Annotated in this window: 16 protein-coding genes; 10 read left to right on the top strand and 6 right to left on the bottom strand. The window is 71.7% G+C overall.

Annotated elements, in window-relative coordinates; genetic code table 11:
• Positions 1-15: 15 nt before the first annotated feature.
• The gene (locus AB0E78_RS34290; protein WP_361841263.1) at positions 16-396 is read right to left on the bottom strand and encodes a DUF6214 family protein; all 381 of its coding nucleotides are present in this window, start codon (positions 394-396) and stop codon (positions 16-18) included.
• Positions 397-674: 278 nt separating this feature from the next.
• Between AB0E78_RS34290 and AB0E78_RS34285 the strand changes: the two genes are divergently transcribed.
• Positions 675-2,024 carry an FAD-dependent oxidoreductase gene (locus AB0E78_RS34285; protein ID WP_361841061.1) on the top strand — a complete coding sequence of 450 codons (1,350 nt, stop codon included), beginning with the start codon at positions 675-677 and terminating at the stop codon, positions 2,022-2,024.
• A 71-nt stretch (positions 2,025-2,095) separates the two neighbouring features.
• On the opposite strand, the gene AB0E78_RS34280 is transcribed toward AB0E78_RS34285, so the two are convergent.
• Positions 2,096-2,461, bottom strand: a complete 366-nt coding sequence (locus AB0E78_RS34280) for a helix-turn-helix transcriptional regulator (protein ID WP_361841058.1) — start codon at positions 2,459-2,461, stop codon at positions 2,096-2,098.
• Positions 2,462-2,622: 161 nt separating this feature from the next.
• On the opposite strand from AB0E78_RS34280, the gene AB0E78_RS34275 reads away from it, so the two are divergent.
• From AB0E78_RS34275 to AB0E78_RS34265, 3 genes are all read left to right on the top strand, one after another.
• Positions 2,623-3,720 carry an NADH:flavin oxidoreductase/NADH oxidase gene (locus AB0E78_RS34275; protein ID WP_361841055.1) on the top strand — a complete coding sequence of 366 codons (1,098 nt, stop codon included), beginning with the start codon at positions 2,623-2,625 and terminating at the stop codon, positions 3,718-3,720.
• 537 nt (positions 3,721-4,257) lie between these two features.
• Complete coding sequence (locus AB0E78_RS34270) at positions 4,258-7,089, top strand: AAA family ATPase (protein WP_361841053.1); 2,832 nt, start codon at positions 4,258-4,260, stop codon at positions 7,087-7,089.
• A 126-nt stretch (positions 7,090-7,215) separates the two neighbouring features.
• A complete protein-coding gene (locus AB0E78_RS34265; RefSeq protein WP_361841050.1) occupies positions 7,216-7,962 on the top strand; it encodes a BTAD domain-containing putative transcriptional regulator in 747 nt (248 codons plus the stop codon).
• Between the two features lie 818 nt (positions 7,963-8,780).
• Here the strand turns inward: AB0E78_RS34265 and AB0E78_RS34260 are convergent.
• The 4 genes from AB0E78_RS34260 to AB0E78_RS34245 form a co-directional block, all read right to left on the bottom strand.
• Complete coding sequence (locus AB0E78_RS34260) at positions 8,781-10,292, bottom strand: hypothetical protein (RefSeq protein ID WP_361841047.1); 1,512 nt, start codon at positions 10,290-10,292, stop codon at positions 8,781-8,783.
• Between the two features lie 64 nt (positions 10,293-10,356).
• Positions 10,357-11,187 (bottom strand): transporter substrate-binding domain-containing protein, encoded by an 831-nt coding sequence (locus tag AB0E78_RS34255; protein ID WP_361841044.1) that lies wholly within the window; start codon positions 11,185-11,187, stop codon positions 10,357-10,359.
• 78 nt (positions 11,188-11,265) lie between these two features.
• Entirely contained in the window at positions 11,266-12,840 is a 1,575-nt protein-coding gene (locus tag AB0E78_RS34250; protein WP_361841042.1) for a M81 family metallopeptidase, read from the bottom strand.
• Positions 12,837-14,069, bottom strand: a complete 1,233-nt coding sequence (locus AB0E78_RS34245) for an ROK family transcriptional regulator (protein ID WP_361841039.1) — start codon at positions 14,067-14,069, stop codon at positions 12,837-12,839. The genes AB0E78_RS34250 and AB0E78_RS34245 overlap by 4 nt, the downstream gene beginning before the upstream one ends.
• Positions 14,070-14,325: 256 nt before the next feature.
• Between AB0E78_RS34245 and AB0E78_RS34240 the strand changes: the two genes are divergently transcribed.
• From AB0E78_RS34240 to AB0E78_RS34215, 6 genes are all read left to right on the top strand, one after another.
• Positions 14,326-16,110, top strand: coding sequence for a peptide ABC transporter substrate-binding protein (locus AB0E78_RS34240; RefSeq protein ID WP_361841037.1), 1,785 nt, complete (start codon positions 14,326-14,328; stop codon positions 16,108-16,110).
• The gene (locus tag AB0E78_RS34235) at positions 16,107-17,057 is read left to right on the top strand and encodes an ABC transporter permease (RefSeq protein ID WP_361841034.1); all 951 of its coding nucleotides are present in this window, start codon (positions 16,107-16,109) and stop codon (positions 17,055-17,057) included. Before AB0E78_RS34240 ends, AB0E78_RS34235 begins: the two co-directional genes overlap by 4 nt.
• The gene (locus AB0E78_RS34230) at positions 17,054-17,968 is read left to right on the top strand and encodes an ABC transporter permease (RefSeq protein WP_361841031.1); all 915 of its coding nucleotides are present in this window, start codon (positions 17,054-17,056) and stop codon (positions 17,966-17,968) included. Before AB0E78_RS34235 ends, AB0E78_RS34230 begins: the two co-directional genes overlap by 4 nt.
• Positions 17,969-17,983: 15 nt before the next feature.
• Positions 17,984-20,044 (top strand): ABC transporter ATP-binding protein, encoded by a 2,061-nt coding sequence (locus AB0E78_RS34225; protein ID WP_361841028.1) that lies wholly within the window; start codon positions 17,984-17,986, stop codon positions 20,042-20,044.
• Positions 20,041-20,937, top strand: a complete 897-nt coding sequence (gene mmuM / locus AB0E78_RS34220) for a homocysteine S-methyltransferase (RefSeq protein WP_361841025.1) — start codon at positions 20,041-20,043, stop codon at positions 20,935-20,937. Before AB0E78_RS34225 ends, mmuM begins: the two co-directional genes overlap by 4 nt.
• Before the next feature lie 141 nt (positions 20,938-21,078).
• On the top strand, positions 21,079-22,170 hold the full coding sequence (locus AB0E78_RS34215) for an exo-alpha-sialidase (protein ID WP_361841023.1): 1,092 nt from the start codon (positions 21,079-21,081) through the stop codon (positions 22,168-22,170).
• Positions 22,171-22,199 lie beyond the last annotated feature (29 nt).

Here is a 22,199-nt window from a genome sequence, read left to right as displayed (position 1 = left end):
GGCGGCCGGGATGCCCTAGCGGCGGTTGTGGCGTGCGGGCAGCGCGCCCGCGTCCCGGGCGGACGCGATGAGCTTCAGGGACCTGCGGCGGCTGCGGCCGGTCGCCTGCATCACCGCGAGCACGGGATCCCGTCCCTCGGCCTGAGCCGCGCGGTACTCCTGGGCCACCATCAGCCGCCCCTCGCGCCCGCGCGGCCATGCCGGGCGTGCGCGTCGTACGGGAGGCGGGTTCTGCGGGAGCGGATCCAGCCGCGGGGGCGTGTACGTCTGCTCGGCGCGGGCCGGCCGGGCGTGCAGGCCCTCCAGGGTGATCCGCCCTTCGGACACCACGGCCCTCGCGTCGACGGCGGCTCCGTCACCGAAGGTCAGCCGTACATGGAACGAGGGCGAGGACAGGGACGAGGGCGGGGGTGAGACCGGTGGTGAGAATGAGGGCGAGCCAGCAGCATTCGGTCGATAGTGATCAGAAACGCCAAGAAAGGGGCTCTCAAGCACAATCAAAAGGTAGCCGTGCGATCGCATTAGGTCACGAACGGCACGCAGGACCCGCGCGGCGCCCGGCCCTGGAGCGGGACACCCGGGTCAACGCGCCCCTCACGGCGTCTCCCCCTTCACGCACGGGGGTGCCATGCTGAAGGCATCCCCCGAGGCCGCCTCGCGGAAGGAGCACCGCCGTGCTGCAGGTCGCCGTCGTCGGATCGGGCCCGAGCGGGGTCTACACCGCGCAGTCCCTCGTCCAGCAGGATCAGGTGCCGGGGGTGCGCGTCGACGTCATCGACCGGTTGCCCTGCCCCTACGGCCTCGTCCGTTACGGCGTTGCACCCGACCACGAGAAGATCAAGTCCCTGCAGAACAACCTGCGTACGGTCCTCGAACACGACCGTGTCCGCTTCCTCGGCGGCATCGAGATCGGCCCCGGCGGCTTGCCCACCGCGCGACTGCTCGACCTCTACCACGCGGTGGTCTACTGCGTGGGCGCGGCGGCGGACCGCAAGCTGGGCGTGCCGGGCGAGGATCTGCCGGGCAGCTATTCGGCCACGGAGTTCGTGTCCTGGTACAGCGCGCACCCGGACACGACGGCCGACGGATTCATCGGCGGCGTGGAGTCAGCCGTGGTCATCGGCGTCGGGAACGTCGCGGTGGACGTCGCCCGGATGCTGGCACGCGGCGCGGCCGAGCTGCGGCCCACCGACATGCCGCAGGCGGCGCTCGGCGTGCTGGCCGGCAGCCGGGTGCGCGAGGTCCACATGGTGGGGCGGCGCGGCCCTTCGCAGGCCCGCTTCACCACGAAGGAGCTGCGCGAGCTCGGCTCGCTCCCGGACACCGAAGTGATCGTGGATCCAGCCGAGTTGGCGCTCGATCCCGCGTACACCGACCCCTCCGGCCTGCCTGCGGCGGGCCGCCGCAACATCGAGGTGATGCGCGGCTGGGCCGAGCGCTCGCCGCTGCGTCTGCCGCGCAGCATCCGGCTCCGCTTCTTCCTGCGACCGGTGGCCGTGATGGAGGCGTCGGGACGCGTCGGCGGGGTGCGGTTCGAGCGGACGCTGCCGGACGGCCTCGGCGGGGTGACGGGTTCCGGGCGGTACGAGGACGTCGCGGGGCAGCTGGTCCTGCGCTCGGTCGGCTATCGCGGGGTGCCCATCGACGGACTGCCGTTCGACCCCGCGCTCGGCACGGTGCCGCATGCGGCGGGGCGGGTGCTGCGGGAGGGCGCCGCGTCCCTGGGCGAGTACGTGGCGGGCTGGATCAAGCGGGGGCCGACGGGCGTCATCGGGACCAACCGCCCGTGCGCCAAGGAGACGGCGCTTTCTCTGCTGGAGGATGCCCCCGCCCTCGTACGGAAGGGGGTGCCCGAGGATCCGCTGCCCGCTTTGCGCGACGCCGGGCTGCATCCCGTCGAGTGGCGGGGCTGGCAGGCGATCGAGCGTGCGGAGACGGCGCTCGGCGTGTCCCTGGGCCGAGGACTGGTGAAGATCCCGGACTGGCCGGGGCTGCTTGCCGCCGCGCGGGGCGGTGAGCAGTGACCTGGGACGTGCTTCGTCTGCGGGTCCGTGGGGGCTTGGCGCGCAGTTCCCCGCGCCCCTGACGGGCCGTCCTACGGGGCGCTCGTTCGCTCGGCCTGTGCGGTGGCCGCCGCGAGGACGCTGTCCATAAGCCCCGGGAACAGTGCGTCCAGGTCCTCCCGGCGCAAGCCGTTCAGTTTGGCCGTGCCTCGGTAGATCTGCTGGATCACGCCGCTCTCCCGCAGCACCCTGAAGTGGTGGGTGCTCGTGGACTTCGTGACGGGCAGGTCGATCTGCGAGCAGGAGAGCCCGTCGAGGCCGGGCTCGCACATGGCCAACTGCCGCACGACGCGCAGGCGCATCGGGTCCGACAGCGCGTGGAGCACACCCTCCAGCCGGATCTCCGTACGCGCCGGATGGTCGAGCGCACGGCTGCTGATCGGTGCGGCGGTCGTCATGACGGCTCCACTTCGTCCGGCTTCACGTCTGGGCCCCGGGTCCGGGCTTCACGTCTTCTCGAAGACCTCCATAGTACGAGAGTCATCGTAGTTTGACATCTGCCGTACTACGAGGTCTATCGTACGAGCCGTACCGAAGCCCATGACGAATGGAGCCCGCCGTGAGCGCGCTGTTCGAGCCCTACACCCTGCGATCGCTGACCGTCCCCAACCGGGTGTGGATGGCGCCGATGTGCCAGTACTCGGCCGAGGTGTTCGGGCCGAACGCGGGTGTGGCCAACGACTGGCACTTCGCCCACTACGGGGCGCGCGCCACGGGCGGCACCGGCCTGATCCTCGTCGAGGCGACGGCCGTGAGCCCTGAGGGCCGCATCAGCCCCGCGGACCTCGGGATATGGAACGACACGCAGGTCGAGGCGTTCCGCCGCATCACCGGCTTCCTGAAGACCCAGGGCACCACTCCGGGCATCCAGATCGCCCACGCGGGCCGCAAGGCGTCCACCGAGCGCCCCTGGAAGGGCGGCGGACCCGTCGGCCAGGAGGAAGGCGGCTGGCAGCCGCTGGCGCCCAGCGCGCTCCCCTTCGACGAGGGCCACCACCTGCCGCACGAGCTCAGCACGGAGGAGATCCGCGACGTCGTCGGCCAGTTCGCCGACGCGGCCCGGCGCGCGCTGGACGCCGGCTTCCAGGTGGTCGAGATCCACGGCGCCCACGGCTACCTCATCGGCGAGTTCCTCTCGCCGTTCTCCAACCACCGCACGGACGAGTACGGCGGCTCCTTCGAGAACCGCACCCGGCTCGCCCTTGAAGTCGTCGACGCCGTCCGCGCCGTGTGGCCCGAGGAACTGCCCCTCTTCTTCCGGATCTCCGCGACCGACTGGCTGACGGAGAACCCCGAGGACGACCGGGAGGGCTGGACGGCCGACGACACGGTCCGGCTCGCGAAGGAACTGCACGCTCACGGCGTGGACCTCCTGGACGTCTCCACCGGCGGCAACGCCCCGCGGGCGCGCATCGAGGCGGGCCCCGGCTACCAGGTCCCGTTCGCCGCGCGGGTGAAGGCGGAGACGTTGCTCCCCGTGGCGGCCGTCGGCATGATCACGGACCCCGAGCAGGCCACCAAGATCCTCGCCAACGGCGAGGCCGACGCCGTACTCCTGGGCCGCGAGCTCCTGCGCAACCCCTCGTGGGCCCGCCACGCCGCGAACGACCTCGGCGGCGATGTCGCCACGCCCCAGCAGTACCACCGGATGGTCTGAACCCCACGGCCCAGGCCCACTTCGCCGCAGCAGCCTTGGCCAAGGGTCGGGGACTGGGGTCATCCCTAGGTGGCTCCCCGAAGCGACGGCCGGGCCGGGGTTCGTACCGTGGCGCTGTCGCGATGTGTCACGGTTCGGGGCCCGTACCGGCCCTCGGGAGGGCGTTGTGCGCTACGTCATCGAGGTGTTCCGCTCCCCCGGGGGCGTGCACGGCAGTGTGCTGGGTGAGGGCTGCGCGGAAGCGGACGGGGGCCCGGGCCACCGGACGCCGTTTCATGGCTGGCTCGAACTTCTCTCGCTGCTCGAACCGCCTCCGGACCCCGCGTCCACGGAGCCCGGAGAACGCGCTTGCGCGGCGGGGGACGACTCCTGTGACGCGTGATGCCGTCTCGCGCGAACCGACTCCCCGGGTGTGGGGAATCGGCTTGTACCGAGAGCGGTTTCGGCATCATTGTGGACGTTCAGGGCCATGCGCCCGGCACGGGTCACGGGCACAGTCGTGGGACCCGTACCGGGTGCCGACACGTGGGGGCGGTGATGACGTCCGGCGACATTCTGAACGGCGATGTCCACGCACCGGCGCCCCATGAGGCGTTCTCCGGTCGTACGCGCGAACTCGCGGCGCTCCAGGAGGAGTTCCGCCAAGCGCGCGAGGGTGCGCCGCGCCTCGTCCTGATCGACGGGCCCGGCGGCATCGGCAAGTCGGCACTGGTGCGCAGGTTCCTGGACACCGCGGGCGACGCCTGCGTGCTCCAGGCGAGCGGCGACGAGAACGAGAGCGCGCTGCCCTGCGGGGTGCTCGCCCAGTTCGTCGGTCAGAGCCCGATCCCGCTGCCGGACTGCCTGGGCTCCCTGGTCCGCACGCCACGCTCGGCGCCCGGCACCCTGCCGCCGCTCGCGGCCGGCTTCGGGCTGCTCGACCTGCTGAGCGAGCTGCAGGACAAGGGGCCGGTCATCCTGGTGCTCGACGACGCCCACTGGGCCGACTCCGCATCGCTGAACGCGCTGACGTTCGCGCTGCGGCGGCTGCGCGTCGACAAGGTCCTCGCGATCGTGACCGCGAGGGACCCGCAGGCGCCCCAGCTGCCCGAGGGTATCCGCAGGCTGCTGGCCGACGTCCGCACCCGGCGCATCCCGCTGCACGGGCTCACCCCGGACGAACTGGGCTCCCTCAGCGCGCAGATGGGCGGCAACCGCCTCCCGCGCTCCGCGTCCGTACGTCTGCGGGACCACACGCACGGCAATCCGCTGCACGCCCGCGCGCTCATCGACCAGGTGCCCGGGCACGTCCTGCGAGACGTCACCACACCGCTGCCCGCGCCGCGTTCGTACGCCATGCTGGTGCTCGCCAACCTCGCGGAGTGCGGGCCCCAGGCGCTGCGGCTCGTCCAGGCGGTCAGCGTGCTCGGGCTCTCCTGCCCGCTGAGCGTGGCGGCCTCTCTCGCGCGTGTCCCCGCGCCACTGCCGGCGCTCGAACGCGCCGTCAAGGCAGGGCTGTTGAAGGAGACGCATCCGGGCGCCGCGCCCGAGATCGCCTTCCCGCACCCCCTCGTCCATGCCGCGGTCTACCAGGACATCGGCCCCGCGCACCGGGCCGATCTGCACACCCGGGCCGCCGCCCTGGTCGAGGACGACTACGCGAGCCTGCGCCACCGCGTGCTGGCCGCCACGGGCCCCGACGAGCATCTCGCCGCCGCCCTCGCCGCCTGCGCGCGGCGCGAGGCGACCACCGGGCAGTGGGCGGTGGCCGGCACCCACCTGCGGCACGCCTCGCGGGTGGCGACGACCGGTCTGGAGCGCGACCGGCTCGCCGTCGAGGCGGTCGAGGCCTTGCTGCTCGACGGCCGTGTGCACGAGTCGGCCGAGCTCGCGGCGGGTCTTCCGGCCGGCGCCGACCCCGCCCTGCGCGGCTACGTACGCGGCTATGTGGCGCGTGTCCAGGGCCGCATGGAGCAGGCGCAGACGCTGCTCCTCGACGCGTGGAACCAGTGCGACCACGAGAGCGATCCCTCGCTGGCGGCGCGGGCGGCCGAGCAGCTGAGCTATGCCGCCGTGATGCGGGGGCGCTCCTCAGATGCCACCCAGTGGGCGGAGCGCGCCCAGCGGCTCTCCACCCTCCAGGGGCCGAGCCGGATGCTGCGCTTCAACCATCTCCTCGCGCTGGGTCTGAGCGGGTTCGCCAAGAAGGGCATCGAACTCGCCGGTGACCTTCCCGATCCGCTGCTCGTCCCGCCCGCGAGCATCGATCTGCTGCTTGCGCGCGGTCAGTTGAGGCTCTGGTCGGACGATCTCCTTGGCGCGCGTGCCGACTTGCAGGGTGCGGTGGCCAACTGCCGCAAGGGAACGGTTCCGTTGCGGCTGCTCTCGGCGTCCGCGCTCGCCCAGACCCTGCACCGGCTCGGCGACTGGGACGAGGCGCTGATCCACGCCGAGGCGTCCGCCTCGATAGCCGACGACACCGAGCAGTCGTGGCTGAAGCCCGTCACGCACGCCATCGCGAGCTGGATCCTCTCGGCCCGCGGCACCTGGGACCGCGCGTCGGCGCACCTGCGGCTGGCCCTGGACGCCCCGGGCTGCGACGAGACCGCCCTCGCGTACGCGTACGCGGCGTCGGCGCACGGGGCCTACGCCGAGGCCCGCGCCGAGCCGGAGCGGGTCGTCGAAGCGCTGCGGCCGCTCCTGGACTTCGCCACGCACGACGGGGTGAACGAACCGGGCGTGGTGTCCTGGCGTGAGCTCCTGGTCGACGCGCTGATCCAGCTCGGCGAGCTGGCCGAGGCCGAGGCCGTCCTGCTGCCCTTCGAGGAGCGGGCGCAGGCCCGCGGGCAGCACGGGGCGCTGTCCACCGCGGCACGGGTGCGCGGCAATCTGCACGCGGCGCACCGGGAGACGGACCGCGCCCAGGCGTCGTACCTGCGCGCGCACGACCAGGCGGCGCAGCTCCCCTCCCCGTTCGGCCGCGCCCGCGTCCAGCTCGACCACGGGGCCTTCCTGCGCAGGATCGGCCGCCGCTCGGTCGCCGTGGCCCAGCTGCAGGCGGCGTACACGACGATGAGCCAACTGGACGCCGCGCCCTATCTCGCCCGGTGTGAAAGGGAGTTGGACGCCTGTGGGCGTGCGGCGCCGCCGCGGCCGGCGCACGACGCGGCGGACGCCGACTCCGCCGCCGAAGGGCTCACCCCGCAGGAGCTGGCCGTCGCGCGTCTCGCGTCGCAGGGCTTCACCAACCGGCAGATCGCCACCGCGCTCGCGCTGAGCGTCAAGACCATCGAGTACCACCTGGGCCACACGTACACGAAGCTCGGCATCACCTCGCGGATCGGGCTCGTGCACCACTTCGCCCCCCAGGACCGGCGCACGTCCTCCTAGCCCTCCCCTGGCCGGAGCCCCGGCACACCGGGGTTATCCCTGGGCGGTTCCCTGAGGCACCCCTGCCGCACCCGGCGTAGTTTCTTGCCTGGTCAGGGGATGGGACGCACGACTGGGGGTGCACAGATGGCTGTCACGGACCGTCCGGGGGTACGCGGCGACGCGCCACCGGCCCTGCGTATGCGTCTCCTTGGGGGATTTCGCCTCAGCCGCGACGAGGGCGACGGCGGCGGGCAGGTCGACGTGTCCGCCAGCGGGCAGCAGCTGCTCGCACTCCTCGGGCTCCGCGGCCCCGTGACCCGGTCGGCGCTCGCGGGGACCTTGTGGCCCGACGTCACCGAGGAGCGTGCGCGGGCCTGCCTGCGTACCGCCATCTGGCGTCTGAACGACGCGAGTTCGGCCGTCGGCACCCCTCGGCCCGGGGTGCTCGCGCTCAGCCGGTGCGTCCGGCTCGACATCCAGGACTTCACCGCCACGGCACACCACATACTCGCGGCCCCGGCCGAGGGAACCGGGGCCGCGTGCTCCGCGCTGATGGGCATGGGTGAGCTGCTGCCCGGCTGGCACCAGGACTGGGTGGTGTTCGAGCGCGAGCGACTGCACCAGCTGCGGCTGCACGCGCTGGAGGCCCTCTCGGCGCGGCTCGTCGTGCGCGAGCAGTACGCCCCCGCCCTGGAGGCCGCGCTGGAGAGCACCCGGATCGATCCGCTGCGCGAGAGCGCGCACCGTGCGGTCGTGACGGTGCACCTCGCCGAGAACAACCTGGCGGAGGCGGTGCGGCACTTCAAGGCGTTCCGCGGGCTGCTCCGCACGGAGCTCGGCATCGAACCCTCGGAGCAGTTCCGCACGATGGTGCGCCGCGCGCTGACCTGACGGGCACGACGGGGAGGCGGGGCAGCCATGGTGAACGGGACCGCGGGGGTTCCTCGAGAACGGGTGACGCACCACCACGTCACCGTCGGCCTGTCCGTCCGTGCGCGCTCGGGGGTGCACGGGCCGCAGGTCGTTCCACCCACCCCTGCCGGCCGTGTTGGGGGACGCGGCCGGCAGGCCACCGACGTTCCGCCACGCACGGTCACGGGGGTGCCGAGCGCGGCAACGGGGGCAGGGACGTCGGACCCGGCGGCGGCCGGGAGGCACTGTGCCTCCCGGCCGTCGCCGTTCCCCCCGCTCATTCCCCCTGCGGGCGCGCGGGCCCGTCCTGTGGGCGCCCGGCCCCGCCCTGCGGACTCACTCCTGAGCACCTTGATGGCCTTGTCGACCGCCTTGTGCGGCAGCCCGGCCCTGCGGGACCGGTCCTTCGGCTCCATGCTGCTCAGCACGTCGTCGACGCTCTTGTCCTCGACGCTCGCGATCTCCCGCACGTAGCGCCGCACCCGGTCGACCGGATCGACGGCCCGGGACCGCCCCGCCACCGGCCGCCTGTCATTACCTCGAAGACGTCCTCCACGTCCCGGGCGAAGACCATCGGGGCGCTCCCCTTGACGAACCGGGGCTGCTGCGGGACCAGCAGGTGTCTGGTGCGGTCCTCGACATGCCGTACGACGTAGCGAGCCAGTCCCGGAACCGGACCGCATCACCCCGCGCGGCCTGCAGGACACTGATGGCCGGATAGCGGTTGATGCCGACGACCACGGCGTAGTGCAGGTCGTTCATCGGACTTCTCCCCCCTACGTTCCGTCCTCGTGCCGTCAGTCCGCGAGCATCGCCGCCACGCTCGCGAGGACCTGCGGGTCGGCGTCGAACGCGATGTGGCTCCGCGCCCCCGAGCGCAGGCCGGGGCCGCCGTCACCGGGCGACCACACCGTGCGCGCGGGGTCCGCCCGCAGGAAGCCGCGCAGGTCGTCGGAGTCGGGTCCCGTGGCGGCGGGGTCGAGGTACCAGTGCTGCATGCCCGCGATCGGTGTGACGGCGGTCCGCAAGGACGGCCCGCGTTCCAGGACCCCGGAGATGAAGTAGAGCAGCGACCTCGGATACAGGAACGGCACCAGGTGGTCGGCCTGCTCCGCCCTGTCGGTCATGGTGAACATCCGCAGCCGGTCGAAGAGTTCGGACTGACGGCGGACCACGGGTGCGAGCTGAGCCACCGTGCAGGCCGGCGCGAGGAGCACCACGTCCCGCAGCCGGAAGTCGGCCGGAAGGGGATCGTCGGCGGCGGCGCGCCTGCGCACGAGGTCGTCGAGAAGGTTGCCGATGAACACGGCGCCCGCGCTGTGGCCGACCACGGTCACCTGGGGGCGGGTGCCCGTGGAGAGCAGCTCGGCGAACCGGTCCAGGAAGTAGCGTCCGGCGCGGACCTCGTCGCCGTCGGCGGCGAAGGTGTCCGCGGTCTGCTGCTTCATCGCGTCCCAGATCGCGGCGCCCACGTTGGCGAGGTAGAACTCGCGGAGGATCTCCTCGACGACCGTCGGGTAGAGCCCGTGGTCGTTGCGCTGCCGGTAACGGCCGACGACGGCCGCCACGACGCGCACGGTCTTGCGCACCATCAACGCGGTGCTCACCAGGGCCCGTTCCCCCGTGCCGGCCCTGGCCGCGAGGTCGGCCACGACCTCCGGTGACATCAGTGTGGTCGCCGCGGCACGCCCCCCGATGACGTCTCGCGCCGCGGCGACCGGCTCTGTGGTGCTGCTCCCGGCCTGCGGCAGCACCGAGTTCACGATCTCCCGGGTGCGCTCGGCCAGTTCGGTGTCCGCCGAGAGTTCGACGGCGATCTGCCGCTCCTCGGACTCCGTCAGTGGCGGTACGTCCGGCGGTGCGCTCAGCCGGGCGTAGGGCTCCTGGCCCGCCCGCACCTGGGCGAGTTCCGCTTGGACGGCCCTCGGGGTGGGAGTGGCCACCGCCCCGAGAGCACGCTGCCCCGGCTCCTTGAAGACCAGGCCCGTGGCGTATCGAGTGACCCTGTTGAGCAGCGTCCGGAAGACGCTCTCGTTCAGGATCTGCGGCAGGTTGCCCCGCAGGGTCTCCAGGAGGCCGCTGCTCCACACGAAGAAGACGGGGTCGGCGCCCGCCGCCTCGTACACCGGCGTGAGCCGGTGGGCGGTGGCGAAGCCCAGGGTGTCGTCGATAAGTCCGCCGTGGAAGTGGAGCACCACGCGCGGCCGGTCCTTGAGCCCGGCCACGAGCTTGTCGATGTCGGCGGTGGTGGTCGAGGCGAGCCGACCACCCTGCCGGGTGTGGATGCACCGCTCACGGAAGGAAGCCATGCCCAGGAAGGTAGGGCGGCGCCCGCCGCCCCGGCATCGGGGGCCACCTCAGGGAAATCCCTGACTAGGAACCCGAGGGGGCACCCATCCACTCGGCCTCGTACCCCGCGTACGTCCCGTCGTGCGTCGCGAGGTGCGTGAACTGGTCGACGTACTCCTTGAACGGCTCGTCCCCGCGCGGCAGCGCGTAGGCCTTCTCCGAGAAGGTGAAGGGCTTGTCGGGGTGGAGCGAGCAGAGCTCGGGGTGGATCTTGGACTGGTAGCGGGTCTCGCTGGCGTCCGTCATCATCACGTCGGCGCGGCCCGCGACGATCTCCTGGAAGATCGTGGTGTTCTCGGGGTGCAGCTTGATGGTGGCCCGCTTGATGTTCTCGCGCGCGAACTGCTCGTTCGTTCCGCCGGGGTTGACGATGACGGTGGTGCCCGGCTTGTCGATGTCCTTGAGCGTGCCCTGGCCGAACTCGTCCTTGTCGGCGCAGCGCACGATCGGCGTCTTGCCGTCCTCGCGGGTCGGCTCGCTGAAGTAGACCTGGCGGGCGCGGGGCAGGGTGATGGAGACGCCGCCGACCGCGATGTCGCAGCGGCCTGCCGCGACGTCCTTGGTCAGGTTCGCCCAGGTCGTCGCCACGTACGCGGGCTTCGCGTCGAGGCTCTTCGCCAGGTCCTCGGCCATCTTGATGTCCACGCCGCTGTACGTTCCGTCGGCGGGGTCGAGGTGGGTGAAGGGGCGGTAGTCGCCGGTCGTGCACACCTTCAGGACGCCCGACTTCGGCACGGAGTCAAGGAGGCTGCCGTGGTGGCGGTCCTTGCCGCGCCCGGTGTCGGGTGACGCGGGCGCGGCAGCCGTGACGGCGAGCAGACAGACCAGGGCGGACAGGGTGGCGGCACGCTTCACGGGGGCTCCTCCGGATGGGTTCGCGGCTCGAAGGGATCACCTTCGCAGAAGCGATCTGAGCGGTGAAGCCCCTTCTCATCAGGCGAGCGGCGCCAGTTGGGTCGCCGTCAGGTCCGGGCCCGCCCCGGTGTCGTACGCGTCCTCGTCGAACGGGTAGAGCGGGCGCTCCACCCGGTGGTGGCCGAGTCGCAGCAGGTCCTGGTCGACGCCGCCCGGGGTGAGGGCGAGGAGCCAGTCGGCTGCCATGTCGTAGAGCTCGGGCTCCAGGTAGCCGATCTTGACGACCACGAGGTCGAAGGTGCGCGGGTCGATGCCCAGGCCGCCGTCGGCCGGGCCCATGAAGTCCGCGAGGGTGTGGAAGGGCTTGCGCCGCTCGACGAGGATCACGGTCACTCCGCCGGTGCGCACCGCAGCCATGTCGACGCCCCGGTCGTACGCGCCGCCCTCCGCGCGGTCCTTCTGCTCGGTCGCGCGCTGCAACGCCACGACGGTGCCGGTGAGTTCGTACGGCCCCCCATGGTTCGCGTCGACCTTGCCGCCCACGCTCAGGGTGACCTCGGCGCCCACTCCGGCCTCGAAGCAGCGGGCGACGGCGACCGGGTCGGTGATGCCGGGGTGGACGGCGGTGACCTTCCCGGAGCGGATGGCGTCGTTCTCCAGGAGCGTGCCCAGCATGTACGCGAGGTCGCCCGCGCCGCCCGCCGTGGGGTTGTCGCCGGAGTCGCTGATCAGGAAAGGCCGCTTCTGCGAGGCCACCGCCTTCGCGACGCACTCCTCGGCGCCGCCGGTCGGGCCGACGAAGACGAAGTCGCGACGCGCGTCCCAGTAGCGGCGGGCCAGCTTCCCGGCCTGCGCGGCGGCCAGTTCGGCGTCGTCGCCGGTCACGACGATCGCGGCCTTGCAGCGCGGTTCGTCCGCCCAGGCGTAGCCGACCCACATCGCGGCGTCGAGGATGCCGGGCAGCTTCTCGATGTCGGCGAGCGAGGCGTAGAGGGACCTGGCGGGCTCCAGGCGGGTGCTGGTCTTCTCGCCGGGCAGCAGCACGGGCACCTGCACCCAGGCGCGGTGCGGCCTGACTCCCTCGCGCAGGCAGCGCACGAGGTTGCGTGCGGCGCGCTCGCGGGTCTCCCAGGCGTCCTCGTGCGGGGCGAGGCGGTGGGCGGTGAGCAGGTCGATGGGCTCGGCGAACCGGCGCGAGACGTTGCCGTGCAGGTCCATGGCGGTCGACATCATGGGGCGGCCGCCCTCGGGGGTGCCGACGGCGTCGAGCGCGGCGCGGACGGCTTCCGTCAGGTCGGCCTCGGCATCGGTCAGGCCGACGACGCTCATCGCGCCGTGGATGTCGTAGACGAGACCGTCCAGGGGGCCCGACTCCCGTATGCGGGTGACCAGTTCGTCCTTGAGGGTCAGGTACGACTCGGCCTCGACCGGGCCGCCGGGCAGCGAGGTCGCGTGCAGGAGCGGCACCCATTCGACCGTGTTCGCGAGGTCCGATTCGGGCCGGGTCCAGGTGTAGCGGTCCAGGAGGTCCTGGCCGCGGGTCTGGCGGAAGTCGTCCGTGGTGGAGCGGTGCGGGCAGAAGGTGGAGGACTCGATGCCGATGCCGCCGATGCCGATGCGGAGGCGGCGCTGGTTCGATGCGGGGATGGTCATGCGTGGACGCTCTCTTCCTGGGACGGCGGGTCCTGTGGGGCCGGGGTGGTCGGCAGGTTCTGGCGCAGGGCGGTGAGTCCGGCGCCGAGGAGGCCCGCGTCGCGCCCGGTCACGGTGGTGGTGATCTCCAGGTCCGCGGTGGCCAGGGGCAGGCAGCGCTCGTAGAGGACGCCGCGTACGGCGGCGACGAGCGGTTCGGCGGTGGCGAGGACGCCGCCGAGGGCGACGGCCTGGGGGTTGAAGAAGTTCACGACGACGGAGAGGACCGTGCCGATGTGCCGCCCCGCGGTGCGGACGAGGGTGGTGGCCTGCGGGTCGCCGTCGGCGACGAGCCGCAGGAGCTCGGTGGTGTCCGCCACCTCGACGCCCTGCTGAGCGAGTTCGCGGATGAGGGCGGCGCCGCTCGCCACGGTCTCCAGGCAGCCGATGTTGCCGCAGCTGCACGGACGGTCGCCCGCCGCCTCGATGCGCACGTGGCTGATGTCGCCCGCGGAGCCGCCCGCGCCGTCGTGCGGGCGGCCCGCCACGATGACGCCGCTGCCGATGCCGCGGCCCGCCTTGACGACGACCATGTGGTCGAGTCCGGGGCGCGCGGTGCGGTGTTCGCCGACGGCCATCATCGTGGCGTCGTTGTCGACGGTGACGGGGATGCCGAGGCGGTCGGCGAGGACGTCGCGCAGTGGGTAGCGGTGCCAGCCGGGCATGCGGGACGGGCTCAGGACGCGGCCCTCGACGGGCTGCACCGGTCCGGGAAAGGCGACACCCAGGGCGCGGACGGTGCGGCCCGCCTCGCGCTGCCGGGCGCCCAGTTCGGCGACCTGCCCGCAGAGCCAGTCGACGGCTGACTCGGGCCCCGCGGTGATGTCGTGCGGCAGGTCGACGGCGTCCAGGACGGTGCCGCCGAGGTCGACGACGCCGATGCGCGCGTGGTGACTGCCCAGGTCGGCGGCGAGGGCGACGCCGCCCTGCGCGTGGACGCGCAGGAGGCGGGGGCGGCGGCCACCGCGTGACGCTCCCTCGCCGGATTCGGTGAGCACGCCGGCGGCGACGAGTTCCTGCACGCGCAGCGACACGGTGGAGGGGGCGAGCCCCAGCTCCCGTACGAGATCGGCCCGGGAGGAGGCGGCGCCCGAGGAGACCAGCTGCAGGATGTGCTGGGCCGACCCCGGTTCGCCGTGCGGTGTTCCGGCCATGCCGCCCCCAGTTGCTTCGATCAGTTCTTTCGACATCGGGACGAACACTAAGTCCCTTCAAACCAAGTTGGCCAGACCCTCCCGATTTTGAGACTTCTTGCCGAACGAAGCTCTTGACTTGATTTTGTCGCCAGATCTAGCGTTCAGGCGCCGCCCGTCGATCTCCGGCACGGTCCGGCTCTCGCATCCTTGGAGGCCCTTCGCCATGCGCTCTAGGCGATCACGTCCCCGCGCTCGGCGCCGCGCGCTCATAACCGCGGCGGCAACCGTTGCCGCCCTCGCCCTCACGGCAGTGACCGGCTGCACGCAGGAGGGCGGCCGCGTCGACATGGGCCCCACCGGCGGCACTCCGGTCGAGGGCGGCACCGCCACGATGGCCCTGCCGCCCGCCGCTACGCCAAACTGGATCTTCCCGATCGGCGCCCCCGGCTACGGCGCCTCGTACAACTACGGGATCCAGTCACTGCTCTTCATGCCCGTGTACGACGCCGTGCAGGAGAAGGGCGCGCTGACCACACACGGCCCGAGCACGCTGGGCCGGGAGCCGAAGTTCAGCGACGGCAACAAGACGGTCACCGTGCCGCTGCGCGAGGGCGTGAAGTGGTCCGACGGAAAGCCGGTCACCTCACGCGACATCGAGTTCTGGTTCAACCTCGTCAAGGCCAACAAGACGAGCTGGGGCAACTACTCGGTCGGCACGATGCCCGACAACGTCAAGCGGTTCGAGACCGTCGACGACCACACCGTGCGCCTGCACCTGAGCCGCGCGTACAACCCCGACTGGTTCACCGCCAACCAGCTCACGCTGCTGCGGGCCCTGCCCCAGCACGCCTGGGACGCCACGACAGAGGGCGGAAAGGTCGGCGACTGGGACCGCACGAAGGATGGCGCCAAGACCGTCTTCGCGCGGCTCACGCGGCACGCCAAGAGCCTTGGATCGTACGGCTCCGATCCGCTGTGGAAGACGGTCAACGGGCCCTGGAAACTGGCGGGCTGGCGCGACAGCGGCCAGGTCACCATCGTGCCCAACGAGAAGTACACCGGCCCGAAGTCGCAGCGCCCGCACCTGGACAAGGTCGTCTTCAAGCCCTTCACCACCGCCGACTCCGAGTACAACGTCCTGCGTTCGGGAGGCGTCGACTACGGCTACATCCCGCCGTCGGTGATGGCGCAGAAGGAGAAGTTCCAGGAGAAGGGCTACCGCGTCGATCCGTGGGAGGGCTGGGCTGCGACGTACATCGTCTACAACTTCAACTCCACGCACGCGGGCCCGATGATGGACCAGCTCTACATCCGCCGGGCGATGCAGCATCTCGTCGACCAGAAGGCGATGAGCGACGTCATCTGGCAGGGCAGCGCCACGCCGACGCTCGGTCCGGTGCCGGTGACGCCGAAGAGCCAGTACTTGTCCAGGGCGATGGAGAAGAACCAGTACCCCTTCGACGTGCGCGAGGCCCGGCGGCTCCTCACCGCGCACGGCTGGCGGACCGAGGACGGCACCGCCCGCTGCGTGCGCCCGGGGACGGGCGCCGACGAGTGCGGCAAGGGCATCGCGAGGAACGCCCCGCTCGAACTGACCCTGCTCTCCCAGTCCGGCTCCACCGAGACCACGAACATGATGCAGGAGCTCAAGTCCTCGCTCTCCAAGGCGGGGATCGATCTCACCGTGCGCCAGCAGCCGCTGAACTCAGTGCTCGGCAACTCCGTCCCCTGCAAGGCGAAGGACCCCGGCTGCGACTGGGACATGTCGTTCTTCGGCACGGCCGGCAGCTGGTACTACCCGCTCAACCCGAGCGGTGAGCAGCTCTTCTCCACCGGCGCCTCGGCCAACTTCGGGAACTACAGCGACAAGCGGGCCGACCGGATCATCCGCGGCGTGCAGTACTCCCCCGACATGAAGGCCGTGCACGAGTACGGCGAGTACCTGGCCGAGCAGCTGCCGGTGATGTGGATGCCCAACCCCGCCTATCAGGTCTCCGTGATCCGCAACGACTTGCGGGGCATCAGCCAGAACCCGACGGTCACCTTCGCGCCGCAGGACTGGTACTACGTCAAGAAGAAGGGAGCCGACAAGTGACCGGCTTTCTGGTCAAGCGCTTCCTTCAGGCGCTGGTCGTGCTGTTCCTGGTCTCCGTCATCGTCTTCACGCTGCTGCACATGCTGCCCGGCGGCCCCGCGCGCGCCATCCTCGGCCCGAAGGGCACCCCGCAGCAGATCGAGACCTTCAACCACCAGCAGGGGTACGACCGTTCCCTGCCCGCGCAGTACATGATGTACCTGAAGCGGCTGTTCACCGGCGACCTGGGCGAGTCCTTCAAGCTCAACTCCCCGGTCTTCGACCTGCTCAAGCAGCGGCTGCCGAAGACCCTGCTCCTGACGGTCCTTTCCACCGCGCTCGCCGTGGTCATCGCCGTCCCGCTCGGCCTGCTGCAGGCCGTGCGCCGCGGCAAGGCGTCGGACTACGCGATGACGGGCATCGCCTTCCTCCTCTACGCGACGCCGGTGTTCTTCCTCGGCCTCATCATGATCATCCTGTTCGCGCAGGTGATGCCGATCCTTCCGGCGGAGGCACCTCAGGGCGAAAGCGTCGGCGAACTCCTCGGAGACTTCACGGGGTTGGTGCTTCCCGTCGTCACCATGGCGTTCGGCATCGTGGCGATGTTCAGCCGCTACATGCGCTCGGCGGTCCTCGACAACCTCACCGAGGAGTACGTCCGTACGGCGATGGCCAAGGGCCAGTCGAGCCGCCGGATCATGGTCCGGCACGTCCTGCGCAACGCCCTGATCCCGCTCGCCACACTGCTCGGCCTGTATCTGCCGACGCTCTTCAGCGGTGCGCTCGTCGTCGAGTCGATGTTCAACTACCCCGGCATGGGGCTGCTGTTCTGGAACGCGGCGCAGGGCTCCGACTTCCCGGTGCTGCTCGGCGTGACGCTCGTCGTCGGCATCGCCACCGTCGTCGGCTCGCTGCTCACCGACATCCTGTACGCCGTCCTCGACCCCCGGATCCGGAGCGTGGCATGAGTACCGCGACCGCACCTGCCAGCCCGGAGGCCGCTCCGGGCAACGAGGCGGCGGCCCAGGCCACGCCCTCCCTCGCCCGCCGTACGCTCCAGGTCTTCACCGGCAACAAGCTCGCCCTGACCGGCGTGGTGGTCCTGGTGCTTCTCCTTGCCTTCAGCTACCTCGGACCGCTCCTCCACCCCACGGAGCAGGTGCACACCGACCTCGCCCAGGCGAACCTCGCTCCGGGCAGCTCCGGCCACCTCCTGGGCACCACCGACCTCGGCTACGACATGGTCGGGCGGCTGATGGTCGCCGGGCAGACGTCCCTCGAAATCGGCCTGGCGGCTGGGCTGTTGGCGACACTCTTCGGGACCGTGTACGGCGCCGTCGCCGGGTACTTCGGCGGCTGGGTGGACGCGGCCATGATGCGGATCACGGACGCCGCGCTCGCCATCCCCGCGATGTTCCTGCTCGTCGTGGTCGCCGCGATCATCACGCCCAGCAAGGGCGTCCTCATCGTCATCATCGCGTCGGTCGCCTGGCTCTCCCCCGCCCGCCTGGTGCGCGGCGAGGCGCTCTCGCTGCGCGACCGCGAGTACGTACAGGCGATGCGGATGATGGGCGGCGGCGGTGCGCGGGCCGTGTTCAAGCACATCGTGCCGAACGCGATCGGCACGGTCATCGTCAACTGCACCTTCCAGATCGCCGACGCCATCCTCTACGTCAGCTATCTGGCCTTCCTGGGCCTGAGCATCCCGCCGCCGTCGGCCGACTGGGGATCGATGCTCTCGGCCGGCATCACCTACACCCAGAACGGCTACTGGTGGCTGATCTTCCCGCCGGGCATCGCGATCGTCCTGGTCGTCGCCGCGTTCAACTTCATCGGTGACGGGTTGCGGGACGCGTTCGAAGTACGGCTGCGGAAGTAAGGGAGAACCGACAAGATGACCGAGCCTTCGCTCAAGACCGAGCCCCTGCTCAAGATCGACGATCTGCGGGTCGACATCACCTCGCGCGAGCGCACCGTCCACGCCCTCGACGGCATCTCCCTCGAACTCGACCCGGGTGAGGCCCTGGGCATCGTGGGCGAGTCGGGCTGCGGCAAGACGATGACCGCGCTCAGCGTCCTCGGGCTGCTGCCGCCCGGCGGCGAAGTCACCGGCGGACGCGTCCTGTTCGACGGCCGGGACCTGGCCGCGGCCCCCGCGCCGGTCCTCCAGGACGTACGGGGCAACACCATCGGCATGGTCTTCCAGGACCCGCTCACCTCGCTGAACCCGACGATGACGATCGGGGCGCAGGTGGCCGAGCCGCTCGTCCTGCACCGCCCCGAGCTGAGCAGGAAAGACGCGTGGGCGCGGGCCGAGGAGATGCTGCGCCTGGTCGGCATGCCGCAGCCCGCCGAGCGCATGAAGGCGTATCCGCACCAGCTTTCGGGCGGGATGCGCCAGCGCGTGGCGATCGCCATGGCGCTTGTCTGCGAGCCGAAGCTGCTCATCGCGGACGAGCCGACCACCGCCCTCGACGTGACGACCCAGCACCAGATCCTGGAGCTGATCGACGGCCTGCGCGAACGCCTCGGCATGGCGATGATCCTGGTCACGCACGACCTGGGCGTCATCGCCAACCGGGTCGACCGGGTCGCGGTGATGTACGCGGGCAAGGTCGCCGAACAGGCCGATGTGCGCGGCCTGTTCGCGAGACCCCGGCACCGCTATACGGAGGCCCTGTTCGCCTCGCTCCCCGAGCGGGCCGCGGACAGCGGCACCGCGCTGCACACGATCCCGGGCCTTCCGCCGAACCTGGCGGTGCGCCCGACCGCATGCCGCTTCGCGCCGCGCTGCACCTTCGCCACGGACGAGTGCCGTACGACGGAGCCGCCGCTCACGGACGACGAAGTGCGGGGCGGCGAGCACCGGTTCGCCTGCTTCCACCCCGTGCCGGACAACGCTTCGGAGGAGGAGGTCGTGGTCCCGCCGGCCGTGCCCGCCCCACGCGCGCCCGGTGACGTACTCCTCGAACTCGACGGCCTGGTCAAGGATTTCCCCCTCAAGGGCGGCGCCTTTTCGCGCAGCCGGGGCACGGTGAGCGCGGTCGGCGGGGTGTCCCTGACGGTCCGCAAGGGTGAGACGTTCGGCATGGTCGGCGAGTCCGGCTGCGGCAAGACGACCCTCGGGCGGATCGTCGCGGGCCTGGAGGAGCCGACCGCCGGGCAGGTGATGTTCGAGGGTCACGACCCGGCGCGGATGTCACGGGCCGAGCGGCGGGCACACCGGCGGCGCGTGCAGCTGATGTTCCAGGACTCCACGGCCGCCATGGATCCTCGGATGCGGGTGGGCGAGATCCTGCGGGAGCCCCTCGTTATCCAGGGGGTCGGCAGCCGCGCCGACCAGGAGAAGCTGATCGCCGAGCTCCTGGACGCGGTCGGCCTGCCGCGCGGCGCCGTGCACCGCTACCCGCACGAGTTCTCCGGCGGTCAGCGTCAACGCCTGGGCCTGGCACGGGCGTTGACGCTCTCGCCGGATCTGGTGGTCGCGGACGAGCCGGTCTCCGCGCTGGACGTCTCCGTGCAGGCGCAGATCCTGAACCTGATGCGGGAGCTGCAGCGGGAGCGCGGCCTGACGTATCTGTTCATCTCGCACGACCTGGCGGTGGTGCGCCACCTCGCGGACACCGTGGGCGTGATGTACCTGGGCAAGCTGGTCGAGTCGGGCCCCGCCGAGCAGGTGTACGCCCAGCCGCTGCACCCGTACACGCGGGGGCTCCTGGACACGGTCAACCTGCCCGACCCGCAGGCGGCGGACGGCCTGGACCGGGCTCCCCTGGAGGGCGAGACGCCGTCGGCGGCGAAGCCCCCGTCGGGCTGCCGCTTCCGCACCCGCTGCCCGGCGGCCCAGGACGTCTGCGCCACCACGGAACCGCGGGTGAGCACGCCGAACGGCCCGGGACACCAGGTCGCGTGCCACTTCCCCCTGTCCGCGCCTCGGCTAGCGTCGGCGGTGTGAAACTCGCGGAAGCACTGACCCGCCGCCCGCTCGTGCTCGACGGCGGCCTCTCCAACCAGTTGGAGGCCGCCGGGCACGACCTGAGCGATGCCCTGTGGTCGGCGAGGCTGCTGGCCGACGAGCCGGAGGCGATCGCGGCGGCGCACCGCGCTTACTACGAGGCAGGCGCGGACATCGCCACCACGGCGAGCTATCAGGCGACGTTCGAGGGCTTCGCGCAGCACGGCATCGACGCGCTGAGCACCGCCGAACTGCTGCGCCTGAGCGTGGAGCTGGCCCGCGACGCGGGAGCGGACGCGGGCCGCGAGGTGTGGGTGGCCGCGTCGGCGGGCCCGTACGGGGCGATGCTCGCGGACGGCTCCGAGTACCGGGGCCGGTACGGCCTGACGGTGGCCGAGCTCGAACGTTTCCACCGCCCGCGCCTGGAGGTCCTGGCCGCCGCGGAGCCGGACGTGCTCGCCCTGGAGACGGTGCCGGACACGGACGAGGCGCGGGCCCTGCTGCGGGCGGTGCGCGGCCTGGGGGTGCCCGCCTGGCTCTCGTACACCGTCTCCGGCGGTTACACACGGGCGGGCCAGCCCTTGACGGAGGCCTTCGCGCTGGCCGCCGACGCCGAGGAGATCCTCGCGGTCGGCGTCAACTGCTGCGACCCCCAGGACGCGGACGCGGCGGTGCGCCTGGCCGCGCGGATCACGGGGAAGCCGGTGGTGGCGTACCCGAACAGCGGCGAGACGTGGGACGCGGCCGCCAGGGCGTGGCGGGGTCCTGCCCACTTCACCGCGGGCCGGGTCGCCGGCTGGCGGGACGCGGGGGCGCGGCTGGTCGGGGGGTGCTGCCGGGTGGGGCCGGAAATGATCGCGCGGGTGGCCGCGGAGCTGTCCGGCAACGGCTGATCCGGGAGTGCCGCGAGGGACCTGCGCCATCTCCGCCACACCCGTACCGACCTGCGGGAACGCCCTGTCCGGGGGTGACTGTCAGTGCCGAGGTGCAGACTGAGCCATACCTGAGACAACGACGTCCCGGAGGTGGCCGTGATGGCCGAGATCATCCTGACCGTAGGCACCCGCAAGGGCCTGTTCATCGGCCGCAGGCGCGGCGGCTCGAACACCTGGCGGTTCGACGACAGCCCGTACTTCAACGCCCAGGCCATCTATTCGGTGGGCATCGACACCCGCGGCAGTACGCCCCGCCTCCTGGTGGGCGGCGACAGTTCCCATTTCGGCCCGTCCGTCTTCCACTCCGACGACCTCGGCGAGACCTGGACGGAGCCGCCCAAGGCGGCCGTCAAGTTCCCGAAGGACACCGGGGCGTCCCTGGAGCGGGTCTGGCAACTGCACCCGGCCGCCGCCGAACCGGACGTCGTGTACGCGGGCACGGAACCGGCGGCCCTGTACAAGTCGCGGGACCGGGGCGAGACCTTCGAGCTCGTGCGGCCCCTGTGGGAGCACCCCACGCGCGACCGGTGGGTGCCGGGAGGCGGCGGCGAGGGCCTGCACACCATCCTGACCGACCCCCGCGACCCCGACGCGGTGACGGTCGCCGTCTCCACCGCCGGGGTCTTCCGCACGCTGGACGGCGGCCGGAGCTGGGCGCCGTCGAACAACGGCGTCTCCGCGGCCTTCCTGCCGGACCCGAACCCGGAGTTCGGCCAGTGCGTGCACAAGGTCGCGCGGGACGCCGTCGACCCGGACCGCCTGTATCTGCAGAACCACTGGGGCGTGTTCCGCAGCGACGACTCGGGCGCGCACTGGACGGACATCGGCGAGGGCCTGCCCTCCGACTTCGGCTTCACGGCCGTCGCCCACCCGCACCGCGCGGACACGGCCTATGTCTTCCCGATCAACGCCGACATGGACCGCGTCCCCGCCGACCACCGGTGCCGCGTCTACCGCACGTCCGACGCGGGCAAGAGCTGGGAGCCGCTCAGCGCGGGCCTCCCGGCCGACGACCACTACGGCACGGTGCTGCGCGACGCGATGTGCAGCGACGGCCAGGATCCCGCGGGCATCTACTTCGGCAATCGCAACGGCGAGGTGTACGCGTCGGCGGACGACGGGGACAGCTGGCGGGAGTTGGCGTCCCACCTGCCCGACGTACTGTGCGTCAGGGCGGCGGCCATCGGTTGATCGACGCCCCCGTTACGGCAGTAGGGTGA

Source organism: Streptomyces sp. NPDC032198, assembly GCF_040636975.1.
Classification (GTDB): domain Bacteria; phylum Actinomycetota; class Actinomycetes; order Streptomycetales; family Streptomycetaceae; genus Streptomyces.
The sequence above is the reverse complement of the archived record's forward strand: the minus strand, read 5'-3'. Positions and strand labels throughout refer to the sequence as shown.

Excerpts from the sequence above, each read along its gene's own strand:
- AB0E78_RS34215 (WP_361841023.1), top strand. The coding sequence starts at position 21,079 with ATGGCCGAGATCATCCTGACCGTAGGCACCCGCAAGGGCCTGTTCATC.
- AB0E78_RS34230 (WP_361841031.1), top strand. The coding sequence starts at position 17,054 with ATGAGTACCGCGACCGCACCTGCCAGCCCGGAGGCCGCTCCGGGCAAC.
- AB0E78_RS34270 (WP_361841053.1), top strand. The coding sequence starts at position 4,258 with ATGACGTCCGGCGACATTCTGAACGGCGATGTCCACGCACCGGCGCCC.
- AB0E78_RS34280 (WP_361841058.1), bottom strand. The coding sequence starts at position 2,461 with ATGACGACCGCCGCACCGATCAGCAGCCGTGCGCTCGACCATCCGGCG.
- AB0E78_RS34260 (WP_361841047.1), bottom strand. The coding sequence starts at position 10,292 with ATGGCTTCCTTCCGTGAGCGGTGCATCCACACCCGGCAGGGTGGTCGG.
- AB0E78_RS34245 (WP_361841039.1), bottom strand. The coding sequence starts at position 14,069 with ATGTCGAAAGAACTGATCGAAGCAACTGGGGGCGGCATGGCCGGAACA.
- AB0E78_RS34225 (WP_361841028.1), top strand. The coding sequence starts at position 17,984 with ATGACCGAGCCTTCGCTCAAGACCGAGCCCCTGCTCAAGATCGACGAT.
- AB0E78_RS34250 (WP_361841042.1), bottom strand. The coding sequence starts at position 12,840 with ATGACCATCCCCGCATCGAACCAGCGCCGCCTCCGCATCGGCATCGGC.
- AB0E78_RS34265 (WP_361841050.1), top strand. The coding sequence starts at position 7,216 with ATGGCTGTCACGGACCGTCCGGGGGTACGCGGCGACGCGCCACCGGCC.